Source organism: Actinomadura verrucosospora (genome assembly GCF_039540335.1).
Taxonomy (GTDB): Bacteria; Actinomycetota; Actinomycetes; order Streptosporangiales; family Streptosporangiaceae; genus Spirillospora; species Spirillospora verrucosospora.
Window position 1 is genome coordinate 1 of record NZ_BAABEV010000016.1, and the last position, 23,074, is coordinate 23,074.

General features: G+C 71.7%; 25 protein-coding genes. 23 read left to right on the forward strand and 2 right to left on the reverse strand.

Annotation, left to right across the window (positions count from 1 at the left end):
* A partial coding sequence (locus ABD944_RS18750; RefSeq protein ID WP_345178183.1) for an EamA family transporter occupies window positions 1-908 on the reverse strand: 908 nt, incomplete at its 3' end.
* Between the two features lie 72 nt (window positions 909-980).
* On the opposite strand from ABD944_RS18750, the gene ABD944_RS18755 reads away from it, so the two are divergent.
* From ABD944_RS18755 to ABD944_RS18790, 8 genes are all read left to right on the forward strand, one after another.
* Window positions 981-1,910, forward strand: a complete 930-nt coding sequence (locus ABD944_RS18755) for a LysR family transcriptional regulator (protein WP_345178184.1) — start codon at window positions 981-983, stop codon at window positions 1,908-1,910.
* Between the two features lie 7 nt (window positions 1,911-1,917).
* The gene (locus tag ABD944_RS18760; protein ID WP_345178185.1) at window positions 1,918-2,556 is read left to right on the forward strand and encodes a histidine phosphatase family protein; all 639 of its coding nucleotides are present in this window, start codon (window positions 1,918-1,920) and stop codon (window positions 2,554-2,556) included.
* Between the two features lie 82 nt (window positions 2,557-2,638).
* Window positions 2,639-3,241: a TlpA family protein disulfide reductase gene (locus tag ABD944_RS18765; RefSeq protein WP_345178187.1), complete on the forward strand. Its 603-nt coding sequence runs from the start codon at window positions 2,639-2,641 to the stop codon at window positions 3,239-3,241.
* Window positions 3,238-3,981: a cytochrome c biogenesis CcdA family protein gene (locus tag ABD944_RS18770; RefSeq protein WP_345178189.1), complete on the forward strand. Its 744-nt coding sequence runs from the start codon at window positions 3,238-3,240 to the stop codon at window positions 3,979-3,981. Before ABD944_RS18765 ends, ABD944_RS18770 begins: the two co-directional genes overlap by 4 nt.
* Before the next feature lies 1 nt (window position 3,982).
* Window positions 3,983-5,677 carry a cytochrome c biogenesis protein ResB gene (gene resB / locus ABD944_RS18775; RefSeq protein WP_345178190.1) on the forward strand — a complete coding sequence of 565 codons (1,695 nt, stop codon included), beginning with the start codon at window positions 3,983-3,985 and terminating at the stop codon, window positions 5,675-5,677.
* Window positions 5,678-5,681: 4 nt separating this feature from the next.
* Window positions 5,682-6,674 carry a c-type cytochrome biogenesis protein CcsB gene (gene ccsB / locus ABD944_RS18780; RefSeq protein WP_345178192.1) on the forward strand — a complete coding sequence of 331 codons (993 nt, stop codon included), beginning with the start codon at window positions 5,682-5,684 and terminating at the stop codon, window positions 6,672-6,674.
* Between the two features lie 137 nt (window positions 6,675-6,811).
* The gene (locus ABD944_RS18785; RefSeq protein WP_345178195.1) at window positions 6,812-7,786 is read left to right on the forward strand and encodes a hypothetical protein; all 975 of its coding nucleotides are present in this window, start codon (window positions 6,812-6,814) and stop codon (window positions 7,784-7,786) included.
* Window positions 7,787-7,836: 50 nt separating this feature from the next.
* Complete coding sequence (locus ABD944_RS18790; protein ID WP_345178198.1) at window positions 7,837-8,106, forward strand: hypothetical protein; 270 nt, start codon at window positions 7,837-7,839, stop codon at window positions 8,104-8,106.
* Window positions 8,107-8,330: 224 nt separating this feature from the next.
* Here the strand turns inward: ABD944_RS18790 and ABD944_RS18795 are convergent, their stop codons facing one another.
* Complete coding sequence (locus tag ABD944_RS18795) at window positions 8,331-8,534, reverse strand: BldC family transcriptional regulator (protein WP_141580358.1); 204 nt, start codon at window positions 8,532-8,534, stop codon at window positions 8,331-8,333.
* 236 nt (window positions 8,535-8,770) lie between these two features.
* Here ABD944_RS18795 and ABD944_RS18800 point away from each other — a divergent pair, with 236 nt between their 5' ends.
* The 15 genes from ABD944_RS18800 (at window position 8,771) to nuoK (ending at window position 23,065) form a co-directional block, all read left to right on the forward strand.
* Window positions 8,771-9,784: a threonine ammonia-lyase gene (locus ABD944_RS18800; RefSeq protein WP_345178203.1), complete on the forward strand. Its 1,014-nt coding sequence runs from the start codon at window positions 8,771-8,773 to the stop codon at window positions 9,782-9,784.
* A 12-nt stretch (window positions 9,785-9,796) separates the two neighbouring features.
* Window positions 9,797-10,054, forward strand: a complete 258-nt coding sequence (locus ABD944_RS18805) for a DUF4229 domain-containing protein (protein WP_345178206.1) — start codon at window positions 9,797-9,799, stop codon at window positions 10,052-10,054.
* Window positions 10,055-10,099: 45 nt separating this feature from the next.
* The gene (locus ABD944_RS18810) at window positions 10,100-10,813 is read left to right on the forward strand and encodes a demethylmenaquinone methyltransferase (RefSeq protein ID WP_345178209.1); all 714 of its coding nucleotides are present in this window, start codon (window positions 10,100-10,102) and stop codon (window positions 10,811-10,813) included.
* A 135-nt stretch (window positions 10,814-10,948) separates the two neighbouring features.
* Window positions 10,949-12,205 carry a geranylgeranyl reductase family protein gene (locus tag ABD944_RS18815; protein ID WP_345178210.1) on the forward strand — a complete coding sequence of 419 codons (1,257 nt, stop codon included), beginning with the start codon at window positions 10,949-10,951 and terminating at the stop codon, window positions 12,203-12,205.
* A 157-nt stretch (window positions 12,206-12,362) separates the two neighbouring features.
* The gene (locus tag ABD944_RS18820) at window positions 12,363-12,722 is read left to right on the forward strand and encodes an NADH-quinone oxidoreductase subunit A (RefSeq protein ID WP_089315506.1); all 360 of its coding nucleotides are present in this window, start codon (window positions 12,363-12,365) and stop codon (window positions 12,720-12,722) included.
* A gap of 1 nt (window position 12,723) precedes the next feature.
* Complete coding sequence (locus ABD944_RS18825) at window positions 12,724-13,269, forward strand: NuoB/complex I 20 kDa subunit family protein (RefSeq protein ID WP_185028681.1); 546 nt, start codon at window positions 12,724-12,726, stop codon at window positions 13,267-13,269.
* Between the two features lies 1 nt (window position 13,270).
* Entirely contained in the window at window positions 13,271-14,017 is a 747-nt protein-coding gene (locus ABD944_RS18830) for an NADH-quinone oxidoreductase subunit C (RefSeq protein ID WP_345178214.1), read from the forward strand.
* Window positions 14,014-15,360: an NADH-quinone oxidoreductase subunit D gene (locus tag ABD944_RS18835; protein ID WP_345178215.1), complete on the forward strand. Its 1,347-nt coding sequence runs from the start codon at window positions 14,014-14,016 to the stop codon at window positions 15,358-15,360. The genes ABD944_RS18830 and ABD944_RS18835 overlap by 4 nt, the downstream gene beginning before the upstream one ends.
* Window positions 15,357-16,136 (forward strand): NADH-quinone oxidoreductase subunit NuoE, encoded by a 780-nt coding sequence (gene nuoE / locus ABD944_RS18840; RefSeq protein WP_345178217.1) that lies wholly within the window; start codon window positions 15,357-15,359, stop codon window positions 16,134-16,136. The genes ABD944_RS18835 and nuoE overlap by 4 nt, the downstream gene beginning before the upstream one ends.
* On the forward strand, window positions 16,133-17,431 hold the full coding sequence (gene nuoF, locus ABD944_RS18845; RefSeq protein WP_345178218.1) for an NADH-quinone oxidoreductase subunit NuoF: 1,299 nt from the start codon (window positions 16,133-16,135) through the stop codon (window positions 17,429-17,431). The genes nuoE and nuoF overlap by 4 nt, the downstream gene beginning before the upstream one ends.
* Window positions 17,428-19,893 (forward strand): NADH-quinone oxidoreductase subunit G, encoded by a 2,466-nt coding sequence (locus tag ABD944_RS18850; protein ID WP_345178221.1) that lies wholly within the window; start codon window positions 17,428-17,430, stop codon window positions 19,891-19,893. The genes nuoF and ABD944_RS18850 overlap by 4 nt, the downstream gene beginning before the upstream one ends.
* The gene (nuoH, locus tag ABD944_RS18855) at window positions 19,890-21,230 is read left to right on the forward strand and encodes an NADH-quinone oxidoreductase subunit NuoH (protein WP_345178222.1); all 1,341 of its coding nucleotides are present in this window, start codon (window positions 19,890-19,892) and stop codon (window positions 21,228-21,230) included. The genes ABD944_RS18850 and nuoH overlap by 4 nt, the downstream gene beginning before the upstream one ends.
* Window positions 21,217-21,852: an NADH-quinone oxidoreductase subunit NuoI gene (gene nuoI, locus ABD944_RS18860; RefSeq protein WP_425550307.1), complete on the forward strand. Its 636-nt coding sequence runs from the start codon at window positions 21,217-21,219 to the stop codon at window positions 21,850-21,852. Before nuoH ends, nuoI begins: the two co-directional genes overlap by 14 nt.
* Window positions 21,849-22,769, forward strand: a complete 921-nt coding sequence (locus ABD944_RS18865) for an NADH-quinone oxidoreductase subunit J (protein ID WP_345178224.1) — start codon at window positions 21,849-21,851, stop codon at window positions 22,767-22,769. The genes nuoI and ABD944_RS18865 overlap by 4 nt, the downstream gene beginning before the upstream one ends.
* Window positions 22,766-23,065: an NADH-quinone oxidoreductase subunit NuoK gene (gene nuoK, locus ABD944_RS18870; RefSeq protein WP_185028663.1), complete on the forward strand. Its 300-nt coding sequence runs from the start codon at window positions 22,766-22,768 to the stop codon at window positions 23,063-23,065. The genes ABD944_RS18865 and nuoK overlap by 4 nt, the downstream gene beginning before the upstream one ends.
* The last annotated feature ends 9 nt before the right edge of the window (window positions 23,066-23,074 follow it).

A 23,074-nucleotide genomic window follows, 5' to 3' on the forward strand; every position in this document is an offset into this window, starting at 1 on the left:
GGTGGTGCGGACGGCGCCGGCAGGCTGCGGGCGCGGGACCGCGGCCGGACGCTGCCGGCGGCGACCCCCGCGATGATCAGAGCGGCGCCGGCGAGCCGGACCGCGTCCACGTGCTCGCCCAGCAGCAGGGCCGCCGAGACGAGCCCGAACGGCGGGACGAGCAGCGAGTACATGGCGACCGTGCCGGCCTCGTACCGGCGGATCAGCCAGGCCCATCCGCCGAAGCAGAACAGCGTCGCGACGTAGGCGATGAACGCCAGCGAGCCCACCCCGGCGACCGAGAGGTCGCGCGCCGCCTCCGGCACGGCCCCGGGCCCTTCGAAGACCAGCGACAGGGCGAGCAGGGGGAGCGGCGGCACCAGCGACATCCACACCATGAACGCGAACGGGTCGACCGGCTTCTCGGTGGACTGGTTCATCCGCCGCATGGCGACGTTCGCCAGCCCCCAGCCGGCCGCGCCGCCGAGGCAGACCAGGAACGCCCCCAGCGGGCTCCCGCCCTCGCCCTGCGCGACGCCGAGCACGGTGATCCCGGCGAACGCCACGACCATCCCCGCGACCTGGCGGCCCCCGACGCGCTCGCCCAGCAGCAGGCCCGCGAACAGGGCGGTGAAGACGGCCTGCACCTGGAGCACGACCGACGCCAGGCCGGCCGGCATGCCCATGCTCATGCCGATGAACAGAAGGCCGAACTGCCCCACGCCGAGCGGGACGCCGACCAGGACGAACCAGCGCGCGGCGACCGGCGGGCGGCGGACGAGGAAGACCGCGGGCACCGCCGCGGCCGTGAACCGCAGGGCGGCCATCAGCAGGGGCGGGAAGTCGTCCAGGGCCACCTTGATGGGCACGAAGTTGAAGCCCCACAGCGCGGCGATCAGCGTGGCCAGCAGGACGTGGCGCGATCTCATCCCTCGATCGTGAGGAAACACTTGATTTAGGACAAGCGAGAACTTCTTGACACCTCGTTTTAGTATTGCTTCATGCTTGATCTGGAACGGCTGCGCGCCCTGCACTCGGTCGCGACGTACGGGTCGGTCAGCGCCGCCGCGGACGTCCTGCACGTCACCACGTCCGCCGTGTCCCAGCAGCTCGCGAAGCTGGAGCGCGAGACCGGGCAGAAGCTGCTGGAGCGCAACGGCCGCGGCGTCCGCCTCACCGACGCCGCCGAGCTGCTCGTCGCGCACGCCGAACGGATCCTGTCGCTCGTCGAGCAGGCGCAGGCCGACCTGGAGGCGCACCGCGGCTCCGTCGTCGGCCAGCTCACCGTCGCCTCGTTCCCGACCGCGATCCGCGGGCTGATGCCCGTCGCGCTGCGCGCCCTGCGCGCCGACCACCCCGATCTGCGCGTCCTGCTGCGCGAGGAGGACCCCATGCGCAGCATGCCGCTCGTCCTGCGCGGCGACTTCGACATGGCCGTCGTCCAGGACTGGAACAACGAGCCGCTCCCGATCCCCGAGGGCCTGTGCAAGGGCGTCATCTGCGACGACGTCGCGGACGTGGCGCTGCCCGCGGGCCACGAGCTGGCCGGGCGCGACACGATCGACCTCAAGGAGCTCGCCGGGGACCCGTGGATCAGCTCCTCGCCCGACAGCATCTGCTGCGACTGGCTCCTGCGCACGCTGCGCGCCGTGGACAGCGAACCCCGGATCGACCACCAGGCCTACGAGTTCGCCACCCAGCTGTCCCTGGTCGCCGCCGGGCTCGGCAACGTCATCCTGCCCCGCCTCGGCCGCTGCGACGTCCCGCCGGGCGTCGCGATCGTCCCGCTCTCGGCCCCCCTGTCGCGCCGCGTCTACGCCGTCTGGCGCGAGGAGGCGGCCCGCCGGCCCGCGATCCGCGCCGCCGTGACCGCCCTGCGCGCCGCCGTGCCGGCCGGTTGCGGGGAGGAGGCGTCAGCGCGGGTAATCTGACGACGCCATGACTGACACGACGATCGTTCACCTCCTGCGGCACGGCGAGGTGCACAACCCCGAGGGCGTCCTCTACGGGCGGCTGCCCGGTTACCGCCTCAGCGAGGACGGCGTCCTCATGGCGAAGGCCGCCTCCCGGTGGTTCGCCGACAGGGACGTGACCGCGCTGTTCTCCTCGCCGATGCAGCGGGCGCTGGAGACGGCCGCGCCGCTCGCCGACGCGCTCGGCCTGCCCGTCACGGTGGACGACCGCCTGATCGAGGCCGGCAACCACTTCGAGGGGCTCACGTTCGGGGTGGGGACCGGCTCGCTGCGCCGCCCCGAGCACTGGCGCCACCTCGTCAACCCGTTCCGCCCGTCCTGGGGCGAGCCGTACAAGCTGCTCGCCGCCCGGATGCGCGCCGCTGTCATCCGGGCCCGGGAGGCGGCGCGCGGCCACGAGGCCGTCTGCGTCAGCCACCAGCTGCCGATCTGGATCCTGCGGCTGTCGGCCGAGCGCCGCCGGCTCTGGCACCACCCGGCCCGCCGGGAGTGCTCGCTCGCCAGCCTCACCAGCCTGACGTTCGAGGGCAGCCGGCTCGTGGAGGTCGCCTACTCCGAGCCCGCCGCCGGGATCGCGAAGGGCCCCAGTGTCGCGGGCGCCTGACCGCACCGCTAAGTTCGTACTACATCCTGTAGTACTCCACGTCTTGTACTGAACGCCTTGTAGTACCACCGAGGAGGGGCACGTGAACCCCCGCCGCATCTCGCCCTCGCGCGCTCCCTTCCGCGCGGGCGCCGCCGTCGCGCTCTGCGGCCTGCTCGCGGGCTGCGCCGGCACCGGCGCCGCGGACGGCGGCCCCGACGGCGGCGACAACCGCTTCATCTCGGGCGACGGCAACGTGACCGAGTACCAGGCGGCGCAGCGCAAGAGCCTCGCGAGCGTCACCGGGGAACGGCTCGACGGCGGATCCTTCAGGCTGGCCGACCTCAGGGGCAAGGTCGTCGTCGTCAACTTCTGGGCGTCGTGGTGCGCGCCCTGCCGGGGCGAGGCGCCGTCCCTCCAGCACGTCTACGACGGGAAGAAGGCGCAGGGCGTGGAGTTCCTCGGCGTCAACTTCAAGGACTCCAAGCCCAACGCGCAGGCGTTCGAGCGCAAGTTCAAGGTCACCTACCCGAGCCTCTTCGACGCCGACGGCCGCGTCACGCTCGCGTTCCGCGAGGTCCCGCCGAGCGCGATCCCGAGCACCCTCGTCCTGGACCGGCAGGGCCGCGTCGCCGCGCGCATCATCGGCGCGACCACGTTCACCAAGCTGGACCCCCTGGTCGGCAAGGTCCTCGCGGAGAAGTGAGCTCCCTGGACGAGACGGTCGTGAGCGGGTCGTTGGTGGCGGCGGCGCCGCTGGCGGCCCTCGCCGGGCTCGTCTCGTTCGCCTCCCCGTGCGTCCTGCCGCTGGTCCCCGGCTACCTGTCGTACGTGACGGGCATGACCGGCGCCGACCTCGCCGAGCAGCGGCGGGGGCGGCTCCTCGCCGGGGTCCTGCTGTTCGTCGCCGGGTTCAGCGTCGTCTTCGTCAGCTACGGCGCGGTCTTCGGCGGGCTCGGACGGTGGCTGCTGGAGTACCAGGACACGATCACCCGCGTCCTCGGCGTCATCACGATCGTGTTCGGCCTGGCGTTCATGGGCTTCGTCCCCGGGCTCCAGCGGACGGTGAAGTCGGGGCGCCTCCCGGCGGCCGGGCTCGCCGGGGCGCCGCTGCTCGGCGTCCTGTTCGGGCTGGGCTGGACGCCGTGCATCGGCCCGACGCTCGGCGCGGTGCAGGGCCTGGCGATCACCGAGGCCAGCGCCGGGCGCGGGGCGCTGCTGTCGCTGGCGTACTGCGCGGGCCTCGGCCTGCCGTTCGTGGCCACCGCGATCGCCTACCGTAGGGCGCTCGGCGCGTTCGGCGCCGTGAAGCGCCACTACCCCCTGGTCATGCGGATCGGCGGGGGGATGCTCGTCCTCATCGGGGTGCTGCTCGTGAGCGGCCTGTGGGGTGACCTGACCATCGAGCTGAGGTCGTGGATCAGCGGCTTCGAACCGGTGATTTGAGATGACTGACACCAACACGGACCACGCCGGCGCCGGCCCCGCCGAGGACCAGGCCGCCGGGGACGCCGGCACCGACGCGCCCGCCGCGCGGCAGGCCCCGCAGGAGGTGCCGCGCCCCTCCGGCATCGGCCCGTTCGGCTGGCTGCGGTGGGGCTGGCGGCAGCTCACCACCATGCGGACCGCGCTGATCCTGCTGTTCCTGGTGGCGCTCGGCGCGGTGCCGGGCTCGATCCTGCCGCAGCGGGGCCAGGCGCCCGAGAAGGTCGCCGCCTACCTGGAGAAGCACGAGAGCCTCGGGCCGTGGCTCGACAGGTTCTCCATGTTCGACGTGTTCGCGGCCCCCTGGTTCGCGGCCATCTACATCCTGCTGTTCGTCTCGCTCGCCGGCTGCGTCGTGCCGCGCGCCGTCAAGCACTACCGGTCGATGCGGGCGCGCCCGCCGGCGGCCCCCCGGAACCTGGCGAGGCTGCCGCAGTCGGCGACGTACGAGACCGACGCCTCCCCGGAGGACGTCCTCGCCGAGGCCCGCACGGCGCTGCGCTCCCGCCGCTTCCGCGTGGACGCGTCCGACGGCGCCGCGGCCGCCGAGAAGGGCTACCTGGGCGAGACGGGCAACCTGCTCTTCCACCTCGCGCTGCTGGCGCTGCTGTTCGCGCTCGGCCTCGGCAACCTGTTCGGCTACCGCGGCAACGTCCTGCTGACCGAGGGCAAGACGTTCGCCAACTCGCTCGGTCTCTACGACCAGTTCCAGCCCGGACGCGCGTTCAGCGGCGGCGAGCTCGCCCCGTTCACGATCACGCTGGACGACTTCAAGGCGGAGTACGAGGCCAAGGGCGCCAAGCGGGGCCAGGCCACGTCGTTCAACGCCAAGATCCGCTACCGGTCGAGTCCGGACGCCCCGAACAAGCCCTACGACCTCCAGATCAACCATCCGCTCAAGGTCGGCGGCGCGAAGGTGTACCTGCTCGGCCACGGGTACGCGCCGGTGTTCACCGTCCGGGACGCCAAGGGGAACGTCGCCTTCCAGGACTCGGTGCCGTTCCTGGAGATGGAGCCGCGGAACCTGACGTCCGAGGGCGTCGTCAAGGTCCCCGACGCCGAGCCCGACCAGCTCGCCTTCTACGCCATCCTGTGGCCGACCGCGGTGGCGAGCGAGGACGGCCGGCAGATCGTCTCGGCGTTCCCGGCCCCGCTGCGCCCCGTCGTCACGATCACCGCCTTCAAGGGCGACCTCGGCCTGGACTCCGGCAGCCCGCAGTCGGTCTACAAGCTGGAGGGCATCGGCCGGACGATCCAGCCGATCAAGGGCGGCCAGAAGCTGCTGGAGCCCGGGGAGTCCTTCAAGCTGCCCGGCGACGCCGGCACGGTCACCTTCGACGGGCTCAGGGAGTGGACGAGCCTGTCGGTCAACCGCGACCCCGGCCGCATCCCCGCGCTGATCGCCGCCATCCTCGCCGTGCTCGGCGTGGCGACCTCGTTCATGGTCCGCAGGCGCAGGGTGTGGGTCCGTGCGAGCGCCGGAGAGGGCGGGCGTACGGTGGTGGAGGTCGGCGGTCTCACGCTGGGGAACCCGACCTCGGAGTTCGACGACATCGTGGCCGCCCTGCGCGGTCCGCAGGACGGGCCCGCATCCGAGCCCGGCGAGACCCCCGCCGCCGACGGCCCCTCGGGTGCGGCGAACGAACCGAAGGAGTGACGAGGTGAGCAACGCCGACCTCGCGAACCTGAGCGACAAGCTCATGCTGACCACCGTGGTGATGTACATCATCGCGCTGGTCGCCTACGCCGCCGACATGGGCTTCGGCCGCCGCCGCGCGGTCGCGGCCGTCCCGGCGAAGAGCGGGGCGAAGGTGCTCGTGGGCGCCGCCGGTGCCGAGGACGACGCCTCGGGAACGGGCGCCGCCCCGGACACGGCCGCCGCCTCGGCGGACGAGGGGGCCGAGCGTTCCCGGGTCGACTGGATCCGGCTCGCCGTCCTGCTGAACGTGCTCGGCTGGGGCGCGCAGCTCGGCGTCCTCGTGACCCGCGGGCTCGCCGCGAACCGCTGGCCGTGGGGGAACATGTACGAGTTCCTCACCGCCATCTCGTTCGCGGCCGTCACCGCGTTCATGGTCGTGATGTTCCGCTACAAGGCGCGGTTCCTCGGCGCGTTCGTCATGGCCGCCGCGGTCGTCGCCCTCGGCGTCGCCAACATCTGGCTGTACGACTCGGTGGGGCCGGTCAGCCCGGCGCTGAACTCCTACTGGATCGCCATCCACGTGACCGCCGCGATCATCGCGACCGGCGCGTTCACCGTCGCGGGCGCCGCGACGATCCTGTACCTGCTGAAGGAGCGGGCCGAGTCGCGCGGCGGGGCCGCGGCGGGCGGCGTGCTGTCGCGCATCCCGTCGGTGGAGGCCCTGGACCGCCTCTCGATGCGGGTCACGATGTTCGCGTTCCCGATCTGGACCGCCGCGATCATCATGGGCGCCATCTGGGCCGACCAGGCGTGGGGCCGCTACTGGGGCTGGGACCCCAAGGAGATCTGGTCCTTCGTCACCTGGATCATCTACGCGGCCTACCTGCACGCCCGCGCCACCGCCGGCTGGAAGGGCCGCAAGGCCGCGATCCTGTCGCTGGTCGCGTTCGCCGCGCTGCTGTTCAACTTCTTCGGCGTGAACTACATGTTCTCCGGCCTGCACTCCTACGCCTGACGCCCGGCGGAGCGCCGCGGCCGCGCAACTCCACGGGATGACGGAGAGTCGGGTTCCGGCTTACCCTTCCTCAGGGACCCGGTCCGGCGGCGGTCGCCGCCCGATACCCCCGCGGGTCCGGCTGACAGAGGAGCCCGATGCGCTTCAAAGGCGTCCACCGCAAGCCCCGGGAGACGTTCCGCGGCGGACGGTTCCGCGCGGACGCGGCCGGCGACGAGGTCCCCTACGCGCCGTCCCCGCCCGACTCGGGGCAGGTGCGGCCGCGCAGCAACCAGCCGCGCGACCGGTTCGGCCGGTTCCGCAAGGCGGGCCGCGACGACGACTACGCGCTCGGGCCCGATCGTCCGGAGGCGGATCCCGTCGACACGGCGGGCGGCCTGCGCGGGATGACCGGCCGGCTCGGGCGGCGCGGGCAGGGCCGGCCGCGTTCGGGCGACTACTCCTGGAGCGACTTCGAGCTGGAGGACGACCGGCCGCGCGTGGAGCCCCACCCGCCGGGCACGCCGCACGCCGCCGACGGCCGCCGCGACTGCGGCGTGCTGGAGGCCGTCCTGCACCGCCAGTGGGACGTCCGGGAGGGGCCGCCGCCGGACGCGGTCATCGGGGCGGTGGAGAGCCTGGCGTCGCTGCCGGAGGCGCTCAAGGAGAAGCTGGCGAGCGGCCTCGACGGCATCTACGTCGGCCCCGGCGGCGTCCCGCAGCTCGACGACATGGGCCACCTGCGCGACCGCCCGCTGCCGTCCGGCCGCGCCACCTGGGACATCTGCGCCGGCGCGTACGGCGACCGCAAGATCGTGGTGGGGGACCGGCCGTCCCCGACGCCCGACGTGATGCTGCACGAGGTGGGCCACGCGCTCGACGACATCGACGGCGACGACGGCGAGTGGACCTCCGACAGCCCCGCCTTCCGGCAGCTGTACGAGGAGTGCCTGCCGTACCTGGCGAGCGAGTTCCACAAGCAGCCGAACGCGCTCGGCCGCCGCGAGTTCTTCGCCGACGCGTTCGCCGCGATCTCCTCCCGGCAGCGTCCCGCCCTGGTGGATATGCTCGCCGGCAACATCCGCACGGCCCTTGAGGTCATGCTCTTCTTCAACCGCAGGTACGGGATCTAGGACACCGAGATGACAGGCCGCGCGACGACAGACGGCGAAGGTGATCGACGATGTACGTGATCCGGCTTCCCGACGGCACGCTCCGGGTCCCCCACAGCGTTCTCGCCGACGGCGGCGAGCCCGGGCCCGAGGCGAGCGAGGGACGGATCATCGCCGACGCCTACGTCGAGATCGGCCCGGACGATCCCGACTACGACCGGTTGCTGGGCGAGTCGCTCACCGAGGAGGAACTGGCGGAACGGCGGCGCCGCTGGCGTGACGAGGACGCGGACCTGCTCCGCCGGTTCGAGGAATGGAAGGCGGGCGGCACCGAGGAGTGAGTGCCGAGGAGTGAGCGCCGACAATGAGCGGCGCGGGGTGAGCGCGAAAAGGCGGGCATTGGAGAGCGGGCGCGAGTCCAAGCCCTGGAGGGCGGTGCTGGAGAAGTGAGCGGAGGCGGGGCGGGGAGCGCCCCGGCCGCCCGGCGAGGACTGCCTTCGGCCAAGGACTGCTTCGGCGGGCGGTCCGGGCGGCTCAGGACCGGGGTCCGGGCGAGGGGCCCAGGTCAGTGGGCCGAATGCTCGGCGACGGGCTCCTCGCCGCGCAGCAGCGCGTGCACCTCGGACTCGCGGAAGCGCCGGTGGCCTCCCGGAGTGCGGATGCTGCTGATCCGGCCCGCGGCGGCCCACCGGGTGACCGTCTTCGGGTCGACCCGGAAGAGGGCGGCGACCTCTCCTGGAGTCAGCAGGCGCTCGCTCGTGCTTTCCACGTTTTCTCTCCCCCTTTGTCCCGCTCTCGGCGCGGGTGGACTGTTTAACAGTGTGGCGGGTCAAGACCGATTTCTCCCTTGTTTTCGGAAAAGATCACCGACCGTAGTCCGCCGAACAGCGGCGATGACGGACGGTGATTCCGGCATGGGCCACAGTGATCACCCTGACCCCCGCTGACCTGCCCTGTCACGCGGTCGAGGCCCCCGCGACCAGCACGGAGAAGTAGTCTCCGGGCATGTCCGACCTCGTAACGCTGCCGGAGATCGAACGGGCCGCCGAGCGCATCGCGGGCGTCGCCGTCCGGACGCCGCTCGTCCCGTTCTCCCGCGACCCCGCCCCGTCCGCCGCCGGCGCGCCGGCGCTGCTGGTGAAGGCCGAGTCGCTGCAGCCGATCGGCGCCTTCAAGCTGCGCGGCGCCTACTCGGCCATCTCCTCCCTCGCCCCCGAGGAGCGCGAGCGCGGCGTCGTCACGCACTCCAGCGGAAACCACGCCCAGGCCGTCGCCTACGCGGCCCGCGCGCTCGGCGTCCGGGCGGTCCTGGTCATGCCGCACACCACCCCCGCCGTGAAGGTCGAGGCGTGCATCGCGCTCGGCGCCGAGGTCGTCCACGTCGAGCCGACCGCCCAGGCCCGATCCGAGACCGCCGGCAAGCTCGCCGCCGCGCACGGCTTCGCCCTGGTCCCGCCCTACGACGACGCGCGGATCATCGCCGGCCAGGGCACCGCCGGGCTGGAGATCGTCCAGGACCGCCCGGACGTGGACGTCGTGCTCGTCCCGGTCAGCGGCGGCGGCCTGATCGCCGGCGTGTCCGCCGCGGTCAAGGCGCTGCGCCCGGAGGCGAAGATCGTCGGCGTCGAGCCGGAGCTCGCCGCGGACGCCCGCGACTCGATGGCGGCGGGGCGCCCCGTCGAGTGGGCCGCGGAGGAGACGGGCCGCACCATCGCCGACGCGTTGCGCGTCCAGCGGGTCGGCGACCTGCCGTACGCGCACATGCGCGCCCACGTCGACGGGATCGTCACGGTCACCGAGGACGAGATCCGGCAGGCGATGCGGCGCCTCGCCCGCGAGGCCCGCCTCATCGCCGAGCCGGCGGGCGCCGTCGCCACCGCCGCCTACCTCTACCGCCGCGCGGAGCTTCCCGGGGGCCGCGCCTACGTCTCGATCCTCTCCGGGGGCAACGTCGACCCGGCCCTCCTGCTGGACGTGCTGGGCCGACCCCGGGGCGAGGGCGGTCAGGTCCGGGGATAACCTCGAAAGGCCATGCGTTCCGTCATCCTCTACACCCTGGCCCGGGCCGTGATCTTCGCGGTCACCGCGGGGGTGCTCGCGCTCTTCGGGGCCCGCGGGTTCCTGCTCCTGATGCTGGCGCTGCTGATCAGCGGCGTCGTCAGCTACGTGCTGCTGTCCGCGCAGCGCGATCGCATGTCCGCCGTCGTCGTGCGGGGGGTGCGCTCGCAGCGCGAGAGGTTCGACAGGTCGGTCGCCAAGGAGGACGCTCCGCGCACCCGCGCGGAGTGACCCCCGCCCCCGCGCGCAGGGGCTTGCGCGGCCTAGGCTGGGAGCATGACCCGCGCTTCACTCGACAAGCAGCCCGCCGACGTCGCGGCGATGTTCGACGGCACCGCCGAGCGGTACGACCTCATGAACTCGCTCATGACCGGCGGCCAGGACCGGCGGTGGCGGCGGGAGGTCGTCCGGGCGCTGGGGGCGCGGCCGGGTGAGCGGGTCCTCGACCTCGCGGCCGGCACGGGGACGTCGTCGGTGCCCTTCGCCGAGGCCGGGGCCGACACGGTCGCGTGCGACTTCTCGCTCGGCATGCTGCGCGTGGGCGTGCGGCGCCAGGCGGGCGTCACGGGCCTGCGCTTCGTCGCCGGGGACGCGCTGCGGCTGCCCTTCGCCGACGCCTCCTTCGACGCCGTCACCATCTCCTTCGGGCTCCGCAACGTCGCCGACACCGGCCTCGCGCTGCGCGAGCTCCGCCGGGTCGCCAAGCCCGGCGGGCGGCTGGTGATCTGCGAGGTGAGCCACCCCCCGAACGCGCTGCTGGCGCTCGGCCACAAGGCCCACCTGCGCTACGGCCTGCCGCTGCTGGCGCGGGTCAGCTCCAACCCCGACTCCTACCGCTACCTCGCCGAGTCGACGCTCGCCTGGCCCGACCAGGCGGGGCTGGCCCGGCTCATCCAGGACGCGGGCTGGGGCGAGGTGCGCTGGCGCGACCTCACCTTCGGGGTGGTCGCCCTGCACTATGCCGTCAACCCGTCCGTCAAGGCTGCTTGACAGACGGCGGCCGGTGGTTCGGACCGGTCCAAACTTGGACCGGCCCAGAAGTACCCACCAGTCGTGATAAAGGAATAGACTCCCCACCGGATCCTTGTGAAGTACTTCACAAGCGAACGAGCGAAGAGGACCATCGTGACCGACTCCACCCGACACGCGGATGCCATCGTCGTCGGGGCGGGCCCCGCCGGATCGTCGACCGCCTATTGGCTCGCGCAGGCCGGCCTGGACGTCTTCCTGCTGGAGAAGGCCACCTTCCCGCGCGACAAGATCTGCGGCGACGGCCTCACCCCGCGGGCCGTCCGCGCCCTCATCGGCATGGGCGTCGACATCAACGACCCCGGCTGGGGGCGCAACAAGGGCCTGCGCATCTACGGCGGCGGCGTCAAGGTCGAGCTGCCCTGGCCGGAGCTCGCGTCCTTCCCCGACTTCGGCCTCGTCCGCAAGCGCACCGACCTCGACCAGCTCCTCGCCGAGCACGCCGCCAAGGCCGGCGCCCAGCTGCTGCAGGGCTGCAACGTGACCGGCCCCATCGTCGACGACCGCACCGACCGCATCACCGGCGTCACCGCCGAGTACCAGGGCGAGGAGATCGAGTTCCACGCGCCCCTGGTCGTCGCCGCCGACGGCAACTCCACCCGGCTGTCGCTCGCCATGGGGCTGCGGCGCCGCGAGGACCGTCCGATGGGCGTCGCGGTCCGCCGCTACTTCCAGACCCCGCGCCACGACGACGACTACATGGAGGCGTGGCTGGAGCTGTGGGACGGCCAGCGCCTCCTGCCCGGCTACGGCTGGGTGTTCGGCGTCGGCGACGGCACGTCCAACGTCGGCCTCGGCCTGCTCAACACCAGCAAGGCGTTCCAGAGCGTCGACTACCGCGGCATGCTCAAGCGCTGGTGCGCGCAGATGCCGGAGGACTGGCAGTTCGACGAGGAGCACGCGACCTCCAAGATCCGCGGCGCGGCGCTGCCGATGGGCTTCAACCGGCAGCCGCACTACACCCGCGGGATGCTGCTCGTCGGCGACGCCGGCGGCATGATCAACCCGTTCAACGGCGAGGGCATCGACTACGCCCTGGAGTCCGGCCGGCTGGCCGCCGACATCATGGTGCAGGCGCTCGCCCGCCGCACTCCCGCGCAGCGCGAGCGGACCCTGTACGAGTACCCCCGCATCCTCAAGGACGAGCACGGCGGCTACTTCACCCTCGCCCGCGTGTTCGTCCAGGCGATCGGCGACCCGCGGGTCATGAAGTTCCTGACCGCGCACGGCCTGCCGCACCCCACGCTCATGCGCTTCACGCTGAAGCTCCTCGCGAACCTCACCGACCCCAAGGGCGGGGACGCGATGGACCGCGTCATCAACGCGATGCAGAAGGTGGCGCCGGCGGCATGAACGCGCGCGTGGATTTCAGGCTTCCGCAGGTGAGCGGACTAAAGTGCAGTACCCGACCCCCTGAGGGGAGCGCTATTGATCACCTTGGCTAGGGTGGCGGGTCGCAGGCGGCCCGTCCCGTACAACGTCGTACGTCCCGAGGAGAGGCTGTAGAGATATGGATCTCTATATTCCGATCATCGTGCTGGGGGTGCTCGCCTTCGCCTTCGCCGGCGGTTCGGTGGCGATGGCCGCGCTCACGGGACCCAAGCGCTGGAACCGCGCCCGGCTGGACGCCTACGAGTGCGGCATCGAGCCGACCCCGCAGCCGGTCGGCGGCGGGCGCTTCCCGATCAAGTACTACCTGACGGCGATGCTGTTCATCGTCTTCGACATTGAGATCATCTTCCTTTACCCCTGGGCGGTCGCGTTCGACCGGATGGGGCTCTTCGGCCTTGTCGAGATGGTTCTTTTCATCGTCACCGTCCTCGTCGCGTACGCCTACATCTGGCGGCGCGGCGGTCTGGAGTGGGACTGACATGGGTCTAGAGGAGAAACTCCCCAGCGGCTTCCTGCTGACCACGGTCGAGCAGGTCGCGGGGTGGGCGCGCAGCAGCTCGATGTGGCCGGCGACGTTCGGCCTGGCGTGCTGCGCGATCGAGATGATGGCGACCGGCGACCCCCGGCACGACTTCTCCCGGTGGGGGATGGAGCGCGCCTCGGCGACGCCGCGCCAGGCCGACCTGATGATCGTCGCGGGCCGGGTGAGTCAGAAGATGGCGCCGGTGCTGCGGCAGATCTACGACCAGATGACCGAGCCGAAGTGGGTCATCGCGATGGGCGTGTGCGCCTCCTCCGGCGGCATGTTCAACAACTACGCGATCGTGCAGGGCGTGGACCACATCGTCCCGGTGGACATCTACCTGCCCGGCTGCCCGCCGCGGCCGGAGATGCTGCTGGACGCGATCCTCAAGCTGCACGACAAGGTCCAGAACACCAAGCTCGGGCCGCAGCGCGCGAAGCAGATCGCCGAGCTGGAAGAGGCCAAGCGCCGGCGCCTTCCGCTGCTCGGTCAAGGAGCGTGACGTGAGTTCCGAGAATCCTGAGCAGCGGGCCGAGCAGAACGCCGACAAGCTTCCCGCGCAGGCCGAGGAGGAGCGCCGCGAGCAGCCGGTCGTCCGCAAGGGCATGTTCGGCGCGCGGACCACCGGCGACACCTCCGGCTACGGCGGGCTCGTCATCCGGCAGAGCCCGAAGGTGTCCGCGCAGCGCCCGTACGGCGGGCCCGGCGGCGCGGCGGAGGCGGGCGAGTTCGACGAGGTCGCCGACGAGCTGGAGCGCGCCTACCCGGACTTCGGGGACGCCGTCGAGCGCGTCGTCGTCGACCGCGGCGAGATCACGTTCTTCGTGAAGCGCGAGCACCTGCTGGAGGTCGCGCGGACCATGCGGGACGAGCCGTCCCTGCGCTTCGAGATGTGCTCGGGCGTGTCGGGCGTGCACTACCCGAAGGACGAGGGCGCCGAGCTGCACTCGGTCGTGCACCTGCTGTCGATCACGCACAACCGGCGTGTCCGGCTGGAAGTGACCTGCCCGGACGCCGACCCGCACGTCCCGTCGCTGGTGCCGGTCTACCCGACGAGCGACTGGCACGAGCGCGAGACCTACGACTTCTTCGGGATCGTCTACGACGGCCACCCGGCGCTCACGCGCATCGAGATGCCCGACGACTGGGTCGGCCATCCGCAGCGCAAGGACTACCCCCTCGGCGGTATTCCCGTCGAGTACCGCGGAGCGGAGATCCCCCCGCCCGACGAGCGGAGGTCGTACGTATGAGTTCCACGAAGTACACCGAGTACGACGCCTACGCCGCGGAGGAGGCGGCCGAGGGCAAGGTCTTCGACGTCAACGGCCAGGACTGGGACCAGGTCGTCTCCGGCGCGGAGGACCTCGGCGACGAGCGGCTCGTCGTCAACATGGGCCCCCAGCACCCGTCCACGCACGGGGTGCTCCGGCTCATCCTGACGCTCGACGGTGAGACGGTGAACGAGGCCCGGGTGGGCATCGGCTACCTGCACACCGGCATCGAGAAGAACATGGAGTTCCGCACCTGGACGCAGGGCACCACGTTCTGCACCCGGATGGACTACCTCGCGCCGATCTTCAACGAGACGGCGTACTGCATGAGCGTGGAGAAGCTGCTCGGCGTCACCGAGCAGATCCCGGAGCGGGCCCAGATCATCCGCGTGATGATGATGGAGCTCAACCGGATCTCCTCGCACCTGGTCGCGATCGCCACGTTCGGCCTGGAGCTCGGCGCGACGACGGTGATGCTGAACGGCTTCGTCGAGCGCGAGTACACCCTCGACCTGTTCGAGGAGATCACCGGCCTGCGGATGAACATGGCCTACGTCCGTCCGGGCGGGGTCGCGCAGGACCTGCCGAGCGGCGCCACCAGCAAGATCCGCGACTACCTGGACCGCATGCCGAAGCGGATCCAGGCGCTGCGCAAGCTGATGGACGCCAACCCGGTCTACCTGGCGCGCACCCAGAACGTCGCGTACCTGGACCTGACCGGCTGCATGGCGCTCGGCGTCACCGGCCCGGTGCTGCGCGCGACCGGGCTCCCGTGGGACCTGCGCAAGTCGCAGCCCTACTGCGGGTACGAGACCTACGACTTCGAGGTCGCGACGCAGGACACCTGCGACGTCTACGGCCGCTACCTCGTCCGGATGGACGAGATGGAGGAGTCGCTGAAGATCGTCGAGCAGTGCCTGGACCGGCTCCAGTCGGTCAAGGGCCCGGTGATGATCGAGGACAAGAAGATCGGCTGGCCGGCGCAGCTGGCGATCGGCGCGGACGGCATGGGCAACTCGCCCCGGCACATCGCGCACATCATGGGCACCTCGATGGAGGCACTGATCCATCACTTCAAGCTGGTGACGGAGGGCTTCCGCGTGCCCGCCGGCCAGGCGTACGCGCCCATCGAGTCGCCGCGCGGCGAGCTCGGCGCCCACGTGGTCAGCGACGGCGGCACCCGGCCGTACCGCGTCCACTTCCGCGAGCCGTCCTTCGTCAACCTGCAGGCCACCCCGGCGATGGCGGAGGGCGGCATGGTCGCCGACGTCATCGCGGCGGTCGCCAGCATCGACCCGGTCATGGGGGGAGTGGACCGATGACATACGGACCTGAGGTCCGCGAGCGGCTGGAGCGCGACGCCAAGGAGATCATCGGCCGGTACCCCCGGCCGCGCTCGGCGCTGCTGCCGATGCTGCACCTGGTGCAGTCGGTGGAGGGCCACGTCACCGAGGACGGGATCGAGTTCTGCGCGGAGCAGCTCGGCATCACCCCGGCCCAGGTGACCGGCGTCGCGACCTTCTACACGCAGTACAAGCACGCACCGGTCGGCGAGTACCACGTCGGCGTCTGCATCAACACGCTGTGCGCGGTCATGGGCGGCGACCAGATCTGGAACGAGCTGAGCGAGCACGCCGGGGTCGGCCACGACGAGGCCACCCCGGACGGCAAGGTCAGCTTGGAGCGGATCGAGTGCAACGCGGCCTGCGACTTCGCGCCGGTGATGATGGTCAACTGGGAGTTCTTCGACAACATGACTCCCGAGAAGGCCAAGCAGCTGGTCGACGACCTGCGCTCAGGTAAGCAAGTGCTTCCTTCGCGTGGCCCGGAGAGCCTGGCCACCTGGAAGGAGGCGTCCCGCGTGCTCGCCGGGTTCCCCGACGGGCGCGCCGGCGAGGGCGTCCAGGCCGGGCCCGAGTCGCTGCGCGGCCTGAAGCTGGCGCAGGAGCGCGGCTGGGAGGCGCCCCGCGCGGACGTCGACCGCGAGCGTCCGGAGGAGCCGGTGAAGCCCGAGGAGATGGGCTCGCCCCCGCAGGAGCCGGGCAAGCCCATGGGCGGCGCGGCCAAGCCGGGATCGCAGGAGGGGCGGAACAAGTGACCACGCTGACCCCCATCCTCACGAAGAACTGGGACCAGGCCGACTCGTTCACCCGCGCGGGCTACGAGCGCGACGGCGGCTACGAGGCGCTGCGCACGGCGTTCCGGATGGAGCCGGACGAGATCGTCCAGGCGGTCAAGGACTCCGGCCTGCGCGGCCGCGGCGGCGCTGGCTTCCCCACCGGGATGAAGTGGGGCTTCCTGCCGCCGTCCAGCCCGAACCCGCGCTACCTCGTCGTCAACGCCGACGAGTCCGAGCCGGGCACGTGCAAGGACATCCCGCTGATGATGGCCAACCCGCACGTGCTCGTCGAGGGCGTGATCATCAGCTCGTACGCGATCCGGTCGAACCTCGCGTTCATCTACGTGCGCGGCGAGGTGCTGCACGTCATCCGCCGCCTGCACCAGGCGGTGGCGGAGGCGTACGAGGCCGGCTACCTCGGCAAGGACATCCTCGGCTCCGGCTACGACCTGGACGTGGTCGTGCACAGCGGCGCCGGGGCCTACATCTGCGGCGAGGAGACGGCGCTGCTGGACTCCCTCGAAGGGTTCCGCGGTCAGCCCAGGCTCAAGCCCCCCTTCCCGGCGGTCGCGGGCCTCTACGGCGGGCCCACCGTCATCAACAACGTCGAGTCGATCTCCTCGGTTCCCTCGATCATCGCCAACGGGCCGGAATGGTTCGCCTCGATGGGCACCGAGAAGTCCCAGGGCTTCGGGATCTTCTCGCTGTCCGGGCACGTCACCCGGCCCGGGCAGTACGAGGCTCCGCTCGGCATCACGCTGCGGGAACTGCTCGACATGGCGGGCGGCGTCCGCGAGGGGCACCGGCTGAAGTTCTGGACCCCCGGCGGGTCGTCCACCCCGATCTTCACCGACGAGCACCTGGACGTGCCGCTGGACTTCGAGTCCGTCGGCGCCGCCGGGTCCATGCTCGGCACCCGGGCCCTGCAGATCTTCGACGAGACGACCTGCGTCGTCCGCGCCGTGCTGCGCTGGTCGGAGTTCTACGCGCACGAGTCGTGCGGCAAGTGCACGCCGTGCCGCGAGGGCACCTACTGGTACAAGCAGATGCTGAAGCGGCTGGAGGCGGGCCAGGGCTCCGAGGAGGACCTGGAGACCCTGCTGGACCTGTCCGACAACATCCTGGGCCGGTCGTTCTGCGCCCTGGGCGACGGCGCCACGAGCCCGGTCGTCTCGTCCATCAAGCTGTTCCGGGACGAGTACCTCCGGCACTTCGAGCTCGGGGCCTGCCCGTTCGACCCGGCCAAGTCGACCCTCTGGGGAGGTGCCAAGTGACCGTCACCGACGACAAGTCGGCGGTGGAGAAGCCGGTGGAGATGGTCTCCTGCACCATCGACGGCTTCGAGATCGAGGTGCCCAAGGGCACGCTGATCATCCGGGCCGCCGAGCTCCTCGGCATCCAGATCCCCCGGTTCTGCGACCATCCGCTGCTGGACCCGGTCGGGGCCTGCCGGCAGTGCCTGGTGGAGATCCCCGACGCCGGCAACGGCCGCGGCATGCCGAAGCCGCAGGCGTCGTGCACCACCACGGTGATGCCCGGGATGGTGGTCAAGACCCAGCTCACCTCGCCGGTCGCCGACAAGGCGCAGCACGGCGTGATGGAGCTGCTGCTGATCAACCACCCGCTGGACTGCCCGATCTGCGACAAGGGCGGCGAGTGCCCGCTGCAGAACCAGGCGATGTCCAACGGCCGCGGCGAGTCCCGGTTCGTGGAGGCCAAGCGGACCTTCCCCAAGCCGATCCCGCTGTCCAGCCAGGTGCTGCTCGACCGGGAGCGCTGCATCCAGTGCGCCCGCTGCACCCGGTTCTCCGACCAGATCGCCGGCGACGCGTTCATCGACCTGTTCGAGCGCGGCGCGAAGGAGCAGGTCGGGGCGGCGGACGGCAAGCCGTTCCAGTCCTACTTCTCCGGCAACACCGTGCAGATCTGCCCGGTGGGCGCGCTGACCGGCGCCGCGTACCGGTTCCGGTCCCGCCCGTTCGACCTGGTCTCGCAGCCGAGCGTCTGCGAGCACTGCGCGTCCGGCTGCGCGCTGCGCACCGACCACCGCCGCGGGAAGATCACGCGGCGGCTGGCGGGGGACGACCCGCAGGTCAACGAGGAGTGGAACTGCGACAAGGGCCGCTGGGCGTTCACCTACGGGACGCAGCCCGAGCGGCTCGCCCAGCCGCTCGTCCGCGGCGAGGACGGCGAGCTGGAGCCGGCGTCCTGGCCCGAGGCGCTCACCATCGCGGCGCGCGGCCTCGCGGCGGCGCGCGGCTCGGCCGGCGTCCTGACCGGCGGCCGCGTCACCCTTGAGGACGCCTACGCCTACGCCAAGTTCGCCCGGATCGCGCTCGGCACCAACGACGTCGACTTCCGGGCCCGGCCGCTGTCGGAGGAGGAGTCGCGGTTCCTCGCCTCGTCCGTCGCGGGCCACCCCATCGAGGTGACCTACGCCGACCTGGAGAAGGCGCCGGTCGTCCTGCTCGCCGGGTTCGAGCCCGAGGAGGAGTCGCCGATCGTCTTCCTGCGGCTCCGCAAGGCGTTCCGCAAGAACCGCCTGAAGGTGTTCGCGGCGGCCCCGTTCGCGACGCGCGGTCTGGCGAAGGTCGGCGGCACGCTGCTGCCGACGCTCCCCGGCGCGGAGGCCGAGGTCCTCGGCTCCCTCATCGGGGACGACGCCAGATCCGACATCCGCACGCTGCTGGAGACGCCCGGCGCCGTCATCCTCGTCGGCGAGCGGCTCGCCACCAGCCCGGGGGCGCTGACCTCGGCGACGCGGGTGGCGCAGGCGACCGGCGCCCGGCTGGCCTGGGTGCCGCGCCGGGCCGGGGAGCGCGGCGCGATCGAGGCCGGGGCGCTGCCCGGGCTGCTGCCGATCGGCCGTCCGGTCACCGACCCCGCCGCCCGCGCCGAGGTCGCCCGCACCTGCTCCGTCCCCGACGTGCCCGCCGACCCCGGCGAGGACACGGCCGGCATCATCGCGGCGGCGGCCGCCGGGCGGCGCGGCGCGCTGCTCGTCGGCGGCGTCGACCCCGACGACCTGCCCGACCCGGAGGCGATGCTGCGGGCGCTGGAGGCCACCCCGTTCGTGGTGAGCCTGGAGCAGCGGCCGAGCGCGGTCACCGACCGCGCCGACGTCGTCCTGCCGGTCGCGGCGGTCGCGGAGAAGTCCGGGACGTTCGTCGACTGGGAGGGCCGCGGCCGCCCGTTCGACGTCGTGCTCAAGTCCGCCGGGCGGATGTCCGACCTGCGGGTGCTGGACGCGCTGGCCGACGAGATGGACGTCCACCTGGGCCTGCCGGGCCCGGAGGCCGCCCGCCGCGAGATGGCCGGCCTCGGCGCCCACCGCGGCGAGCGCCCGGACGCGCCGAGCGTCGCTCAGGGCCTGGCGCCGCACCCCGAGCGGGGCGAGGCGCTGCTGGCGACCTGGCGGCTGCTCCTCGACCGGGGCCGGCTGCAGGACGGCGAGCCGTTCCTCGCCGGCACCGCCAAGCCCGCCGCCGCCCGGCTGTCGCCCGCGACGGCCGCGGAGATCGGCGCGACCGGCGCGGTGACGGTCTCGGGCCCGCGCGGCGAGGTCACGCTCCCGCTGGAGATCACCCCCGACCTGCCCGACCGGGTGGTGTGGCTGCCGACGAACTCGGCGGGCTGCGCCCTGCACCGGGACCTCGGCGCGGCCGCGGGAGGCGTCGTCAAGATCGCGGGCGCGGTGCCCGCGACCGCGACCGAGAACGCTGGAGGCATCGAATGAGCTCCCTGGCCGCGGCGCCGGCGCCCGACCCGCAGCTGCAGGACTTCGGGTCGGACCCGTGGTGGCTGATCGGCGGCAAGGTCCTCGCCATCTTCGTGTTCCTCGTCGTCACCGTGCTGATGACGATGTGGATCGAGCGGCGCGTCATCGGCCGGATGCAGCTGCGGGTCGGCCCCAACCGGGCCGGGCCCTTCGGCCTGCTCCAGGGCCTCGCCGACGGCGTCAAGCTGGCGCTGAAGGAGGACATCGTCCCCCGCCAGGTCGACAAGATCGTCTTCGTCCTGGCTCCGGTGATGGCCGCGGTGCCCGCGTTCATCTCCTTCATCGTCATCCCGTTCGGGCCGACGGTGTCGGTCTTCGGGCACCAGACGGCGCTGCAGGGCACCGACCTTCCGGTCGCGGTGCTGCTCGTCCTCGCGATGTCCTCGATGGCGATCTACGGCATCGTGCTGGCCGGCTGGTCCTCGATGTCGCCGTACTCGCTGCTCGGCGGGCTGCGCTCGTCCGCGCAGATGATCTCCTACGAGATCGCGATGGGCCTGTCGTTCGTGGCCGTGTTCATGTTCGCGGGCTCGATGTCCACCTCGGAGATCGTCGCGGCGCAGCACGACAAGTGGTTCGTGGTGCTGCTCGCGCCGTCGTTCGTCGTGTACGTCATCACGATGATGGGCGAGTCGAACCGCATCCCGTTCGACCTGCCCGAGGGCGAGGGCGAGCTGGTCGGCGGCTTCCACACCGAGTACTCGTCGCTGAAGTTCGCGATGTTCTTCCTCGCGGAGTACATCAACCTCGCGACGCTGTCGGCCCTGGCCACCACCTTGTTCCTCGGTGGCTGGCGCGCCCCCGCTCCGATCTCCACGGTGTGGGCGGGCGCCAACTCCGGCTGGTGGCCGGTCCTGTGGTTCCTGATCAAGATCTTCATGTTCATCTTCTTCTTCATCTGGCTGCGCGGCTCGCTGCCGCGCGTGCGCTACGACCAGCTGATGAAGCTCGGCTGGAAGGTGCTGATGCCCTTCTCGCTCGGCTGGATCCTGCTGGTCGCGACGATCCGCGCGCTGCGCAACGACGGCTACGAGATGCGGCAGCTGTTCATCGCCGCCGCCGTGGTCGCCGCGATCGTGCTGGTCGCCACGGTGATCTGGGAGATGGCGCGCGGCCGCGAGGACGACAAGGAGATCGTCCCGGGGGCGACGCCGGGGCCGCGCACCGACCCGGCGGCGGGCGGGTTCCCGGTGCCGCCGATGGACGCGCCCCACTACCACGGCCGCGCCCGCGAGCCGGTCCGGCCGGCCACGATCGAAACCCCCTCCGAGGAGGTCACCAGTGGGACTCACTGATTTCCTGAACCCGGTCAAGGGGTTCGGGGTCTCGTTCCACCAGATGTTCATGAAGAGCGAGACCGTTCAGTACCCCGAGGTGAAGAAGCCGACGGCTCCTCGCTTCCACGGGCGGCACCAGCTGAACCGGTGGCCGGACGGTCTGGAGAAGTGCATCGGCTGCGAGCTGTGCGCGTGGGCGTGCCCCGCGGACGCCATCTTCGTCGAGGGCGCCGACAACACGGCCGACGAGCGGTACTCGCCGGGCGAGCGCTACGGCCGCACCTACCAGATCAACTATCTGCGGTGCATCCTGTGCGGGCTGTGCATCGAGGCGTGCCCGACCCGGGCGCTCACGATGACCAACGAGTACGAGCTCGCCGACGACAGCCGCGAGAGCCTCATCTACACCAAGGAGATGCTGCTGGCGCCGCTGCGCGAGGGCATGGAGGCGCCCCCGCACGAGATGCGGCTCGGCGACACCGAGGAGGAGTACTACCGCCTCGGCCTCCAGGAGGGCGAGCCGTCGTCCGGGACGCCCTCCGCTCCGAAGATCCCTTCCGAGGACGGCGGGCGCGCGAGCGCCGACCAGGCCGTCGAGCGCGAGAAGGCGAAGGCGCGCAAGGGCGGTGAGGGCAAGTGACCGGCTCCGTCGCGAGCGCGCACGTGCTCGCCGCCGAGGTCGCCGACAAGCAGTCCGGGGAGCCGTTCTTCTTCTGGCTGCTGGCGATCGTCTCGGTGCTCGCCGCGCTCGGCATGATCTTCATGCGGAAGGCGGTGCACTCGGCGCTGCTGCTGGCGACCGTGATGCTCTGCCTGGCCGCGCTGTACGCGATCCAGAACGCGCCCTTCCTGGCGTTCGTTCAGGTGATCGTCTACACCGGCGCGGTGCTGATGCTGTTCCTGTTCGTGCTGATGCTCGTCGGGGTCAGTTCCACCGACTCGCTGGTGGAGACGATCCGGGGCCAGCGGTTCTGGGCGGTGATCGCCGCGGTCGGCTTCCTCGTCCTGCTCACGGTCGGGGTCGGCAACGCGGCGCTCGGCGGTTCGGCCGGGCTGACCCAGGCCAACTCCGAGGGCAACGTCGTCGGGCTGGCCCGGCTGCTGTTCTCCAAGTACGTGTTCGCGTTCGAGGCGACCAGCGCCCTGCTGATCACCGCGGCGCTGGGCGCGATGGTGCTGGCGCACCGGGAGCGCACCGAGCCGAAGCCGACGCAGAAGGACCTGTCGCGGCAGCGGTTCCTGTCCGGCTCCCACCCGGGCCCGCTGCCGGGTCCCGGCACCTACGCCCGGCACAACGCCGTCGACATGCCGGCGCTGCTGCCCGACGGGACGCCCTCGGAGCTGTCGGTCAACCCGGTCATCGCGGCCCGCACCGACACCGCGGAGCGGCACGCCGACCTGTACGGCGGCTCCGAGGAGGAGGCCCTCGAACGGGACGTGGCCGCGGTCAAGGCGGTCACCGAGGACGTCCGCGACTCGGACGCCGAGGAGCGCTCGGTCAAGTCGGGGACGCCGGCCGCCGGCGGCGGCGCGAGTGAAGGCGAGGCAGGAGAATGAGCCCGGGGCACTACCTGGCGCTCTCGGCGGTCCTGTTCACCATCGGAGCGCTCGGCGTCCTCGTGCGCCGCAACGCGATCGTGGTGTTCATGTGCGTCGAGCTGATGCTGAACGCGACGAACCTGGCGTTCGTCTCGTTCTCCCGAATGCACGGCAACCTGGACGGCCAGATCATCGCCTTCTTCGTGATGGTGGTGGCCGCGGCGGAGGTCGTGGTGGGTCTGGCGATCATCATGACCATCTTCCGGACCCGCAGGTCCTCGTCGGTCGACGACGCGAACCTGCTGAAGTACTGAGAGGCCAGG

Bases quoted from the DNA above. Each gene is read 5' to 3' on its own strand.
- nuoH (WP_345178222.1), top strand. From the start codon at position 19,890: ATGAGCTCCCTGGCCGCGGCGCCGGCGCCCGACCCGCAGCTGCAGGAC.
- ABD944_RS18835 (WP_345178215.1), top strand. From the start codon at position 14,014: ATGAGTTCCACGAAGTACACCGAGTACGACGCCTACGCCGCGGAGGAG.
- nuoE (WP_345178217.1), top strand. From the start codon at position 15,357: ATGACATACGGACCTGAGGTCCGCGAGCGGCTGGAGCGCGACGCCAAG.
- ABD944_RS18800 (WP_345178203.1), top strand. From the start codon at position 8,771: ATGTCCGACCTCGTAACGCTGCCGGAGATCGAACGGGCCGCCGAGCGC.
- ABD944_RS18755 (WP_345178184.1), top strand. From the start codon at position 981: ATGCTTGATCTGGAACGGCTGCGCGCCCTGCACTCGGTCGCGACGTAC.
- resB (WP_345178190.1), top strand. From the start codon at position 3,983: ATGACTGACACCAACACGGACCACGCCGGCGCCGGCCCCGCCGAGGAC.
- ABD944_RS18820 (WP_089315506.1), top strand. From the start codon at position 12,363: ATGGATCTCTATATTCCGATCATCGTGCTGGGGGTGCTCGCCTTCGCC.
- ABD944_RS18810 (WP_345178209.1), top strand. From the start codon at position 10,100: ATGACCCGCGCTTCACTCGACAAGCAGCCCGCCGACGTCGCGGCGATG.
- ABD944_RS18760 (WP_345178185.1), top strand. From the start codon at position 1,918: ATGACTGACACGACGATCGTTCACCTCCTGCGGCACGGCGAGGTGCAC.
- ABD944_RS18825 (WP_185028681.1), top strand. From the start codon at position 12,724: ATGGGTCTAGAGGAGAAACTCCCCAGCGGCTTCCTGCTGACCACGGTC.
- ABD944_RS18785 (WP_345178195.1), top strand. From the start codon at position 6,812: ATGCGCTTCAAAGGCGTCCACCGCAAGCCCCGGGAGACGTTCCGCGGC.
- ABD944_RS18790 (WP_345178198.1), top strand. From the start codon at position 7,837: ATGTACGTGATCCGGCTTCCCGACGGCACGCTCCGGGTCCCCCACAGC.
- nuoK (WP_185028663.1), top strand. From the start codon at position 22,766: ATGAGCCCGGGGCACTACCTGGCGCTCTCGGCGGTCCTGTTCACCATC.
- ABD944_RS18805 (WP_345178206.1), top strand. From the start codon at position 9,797: ATGCGTTCCGTCATCCTCTACACCCTGGCCCGGGCCGTGATCTTCGCG.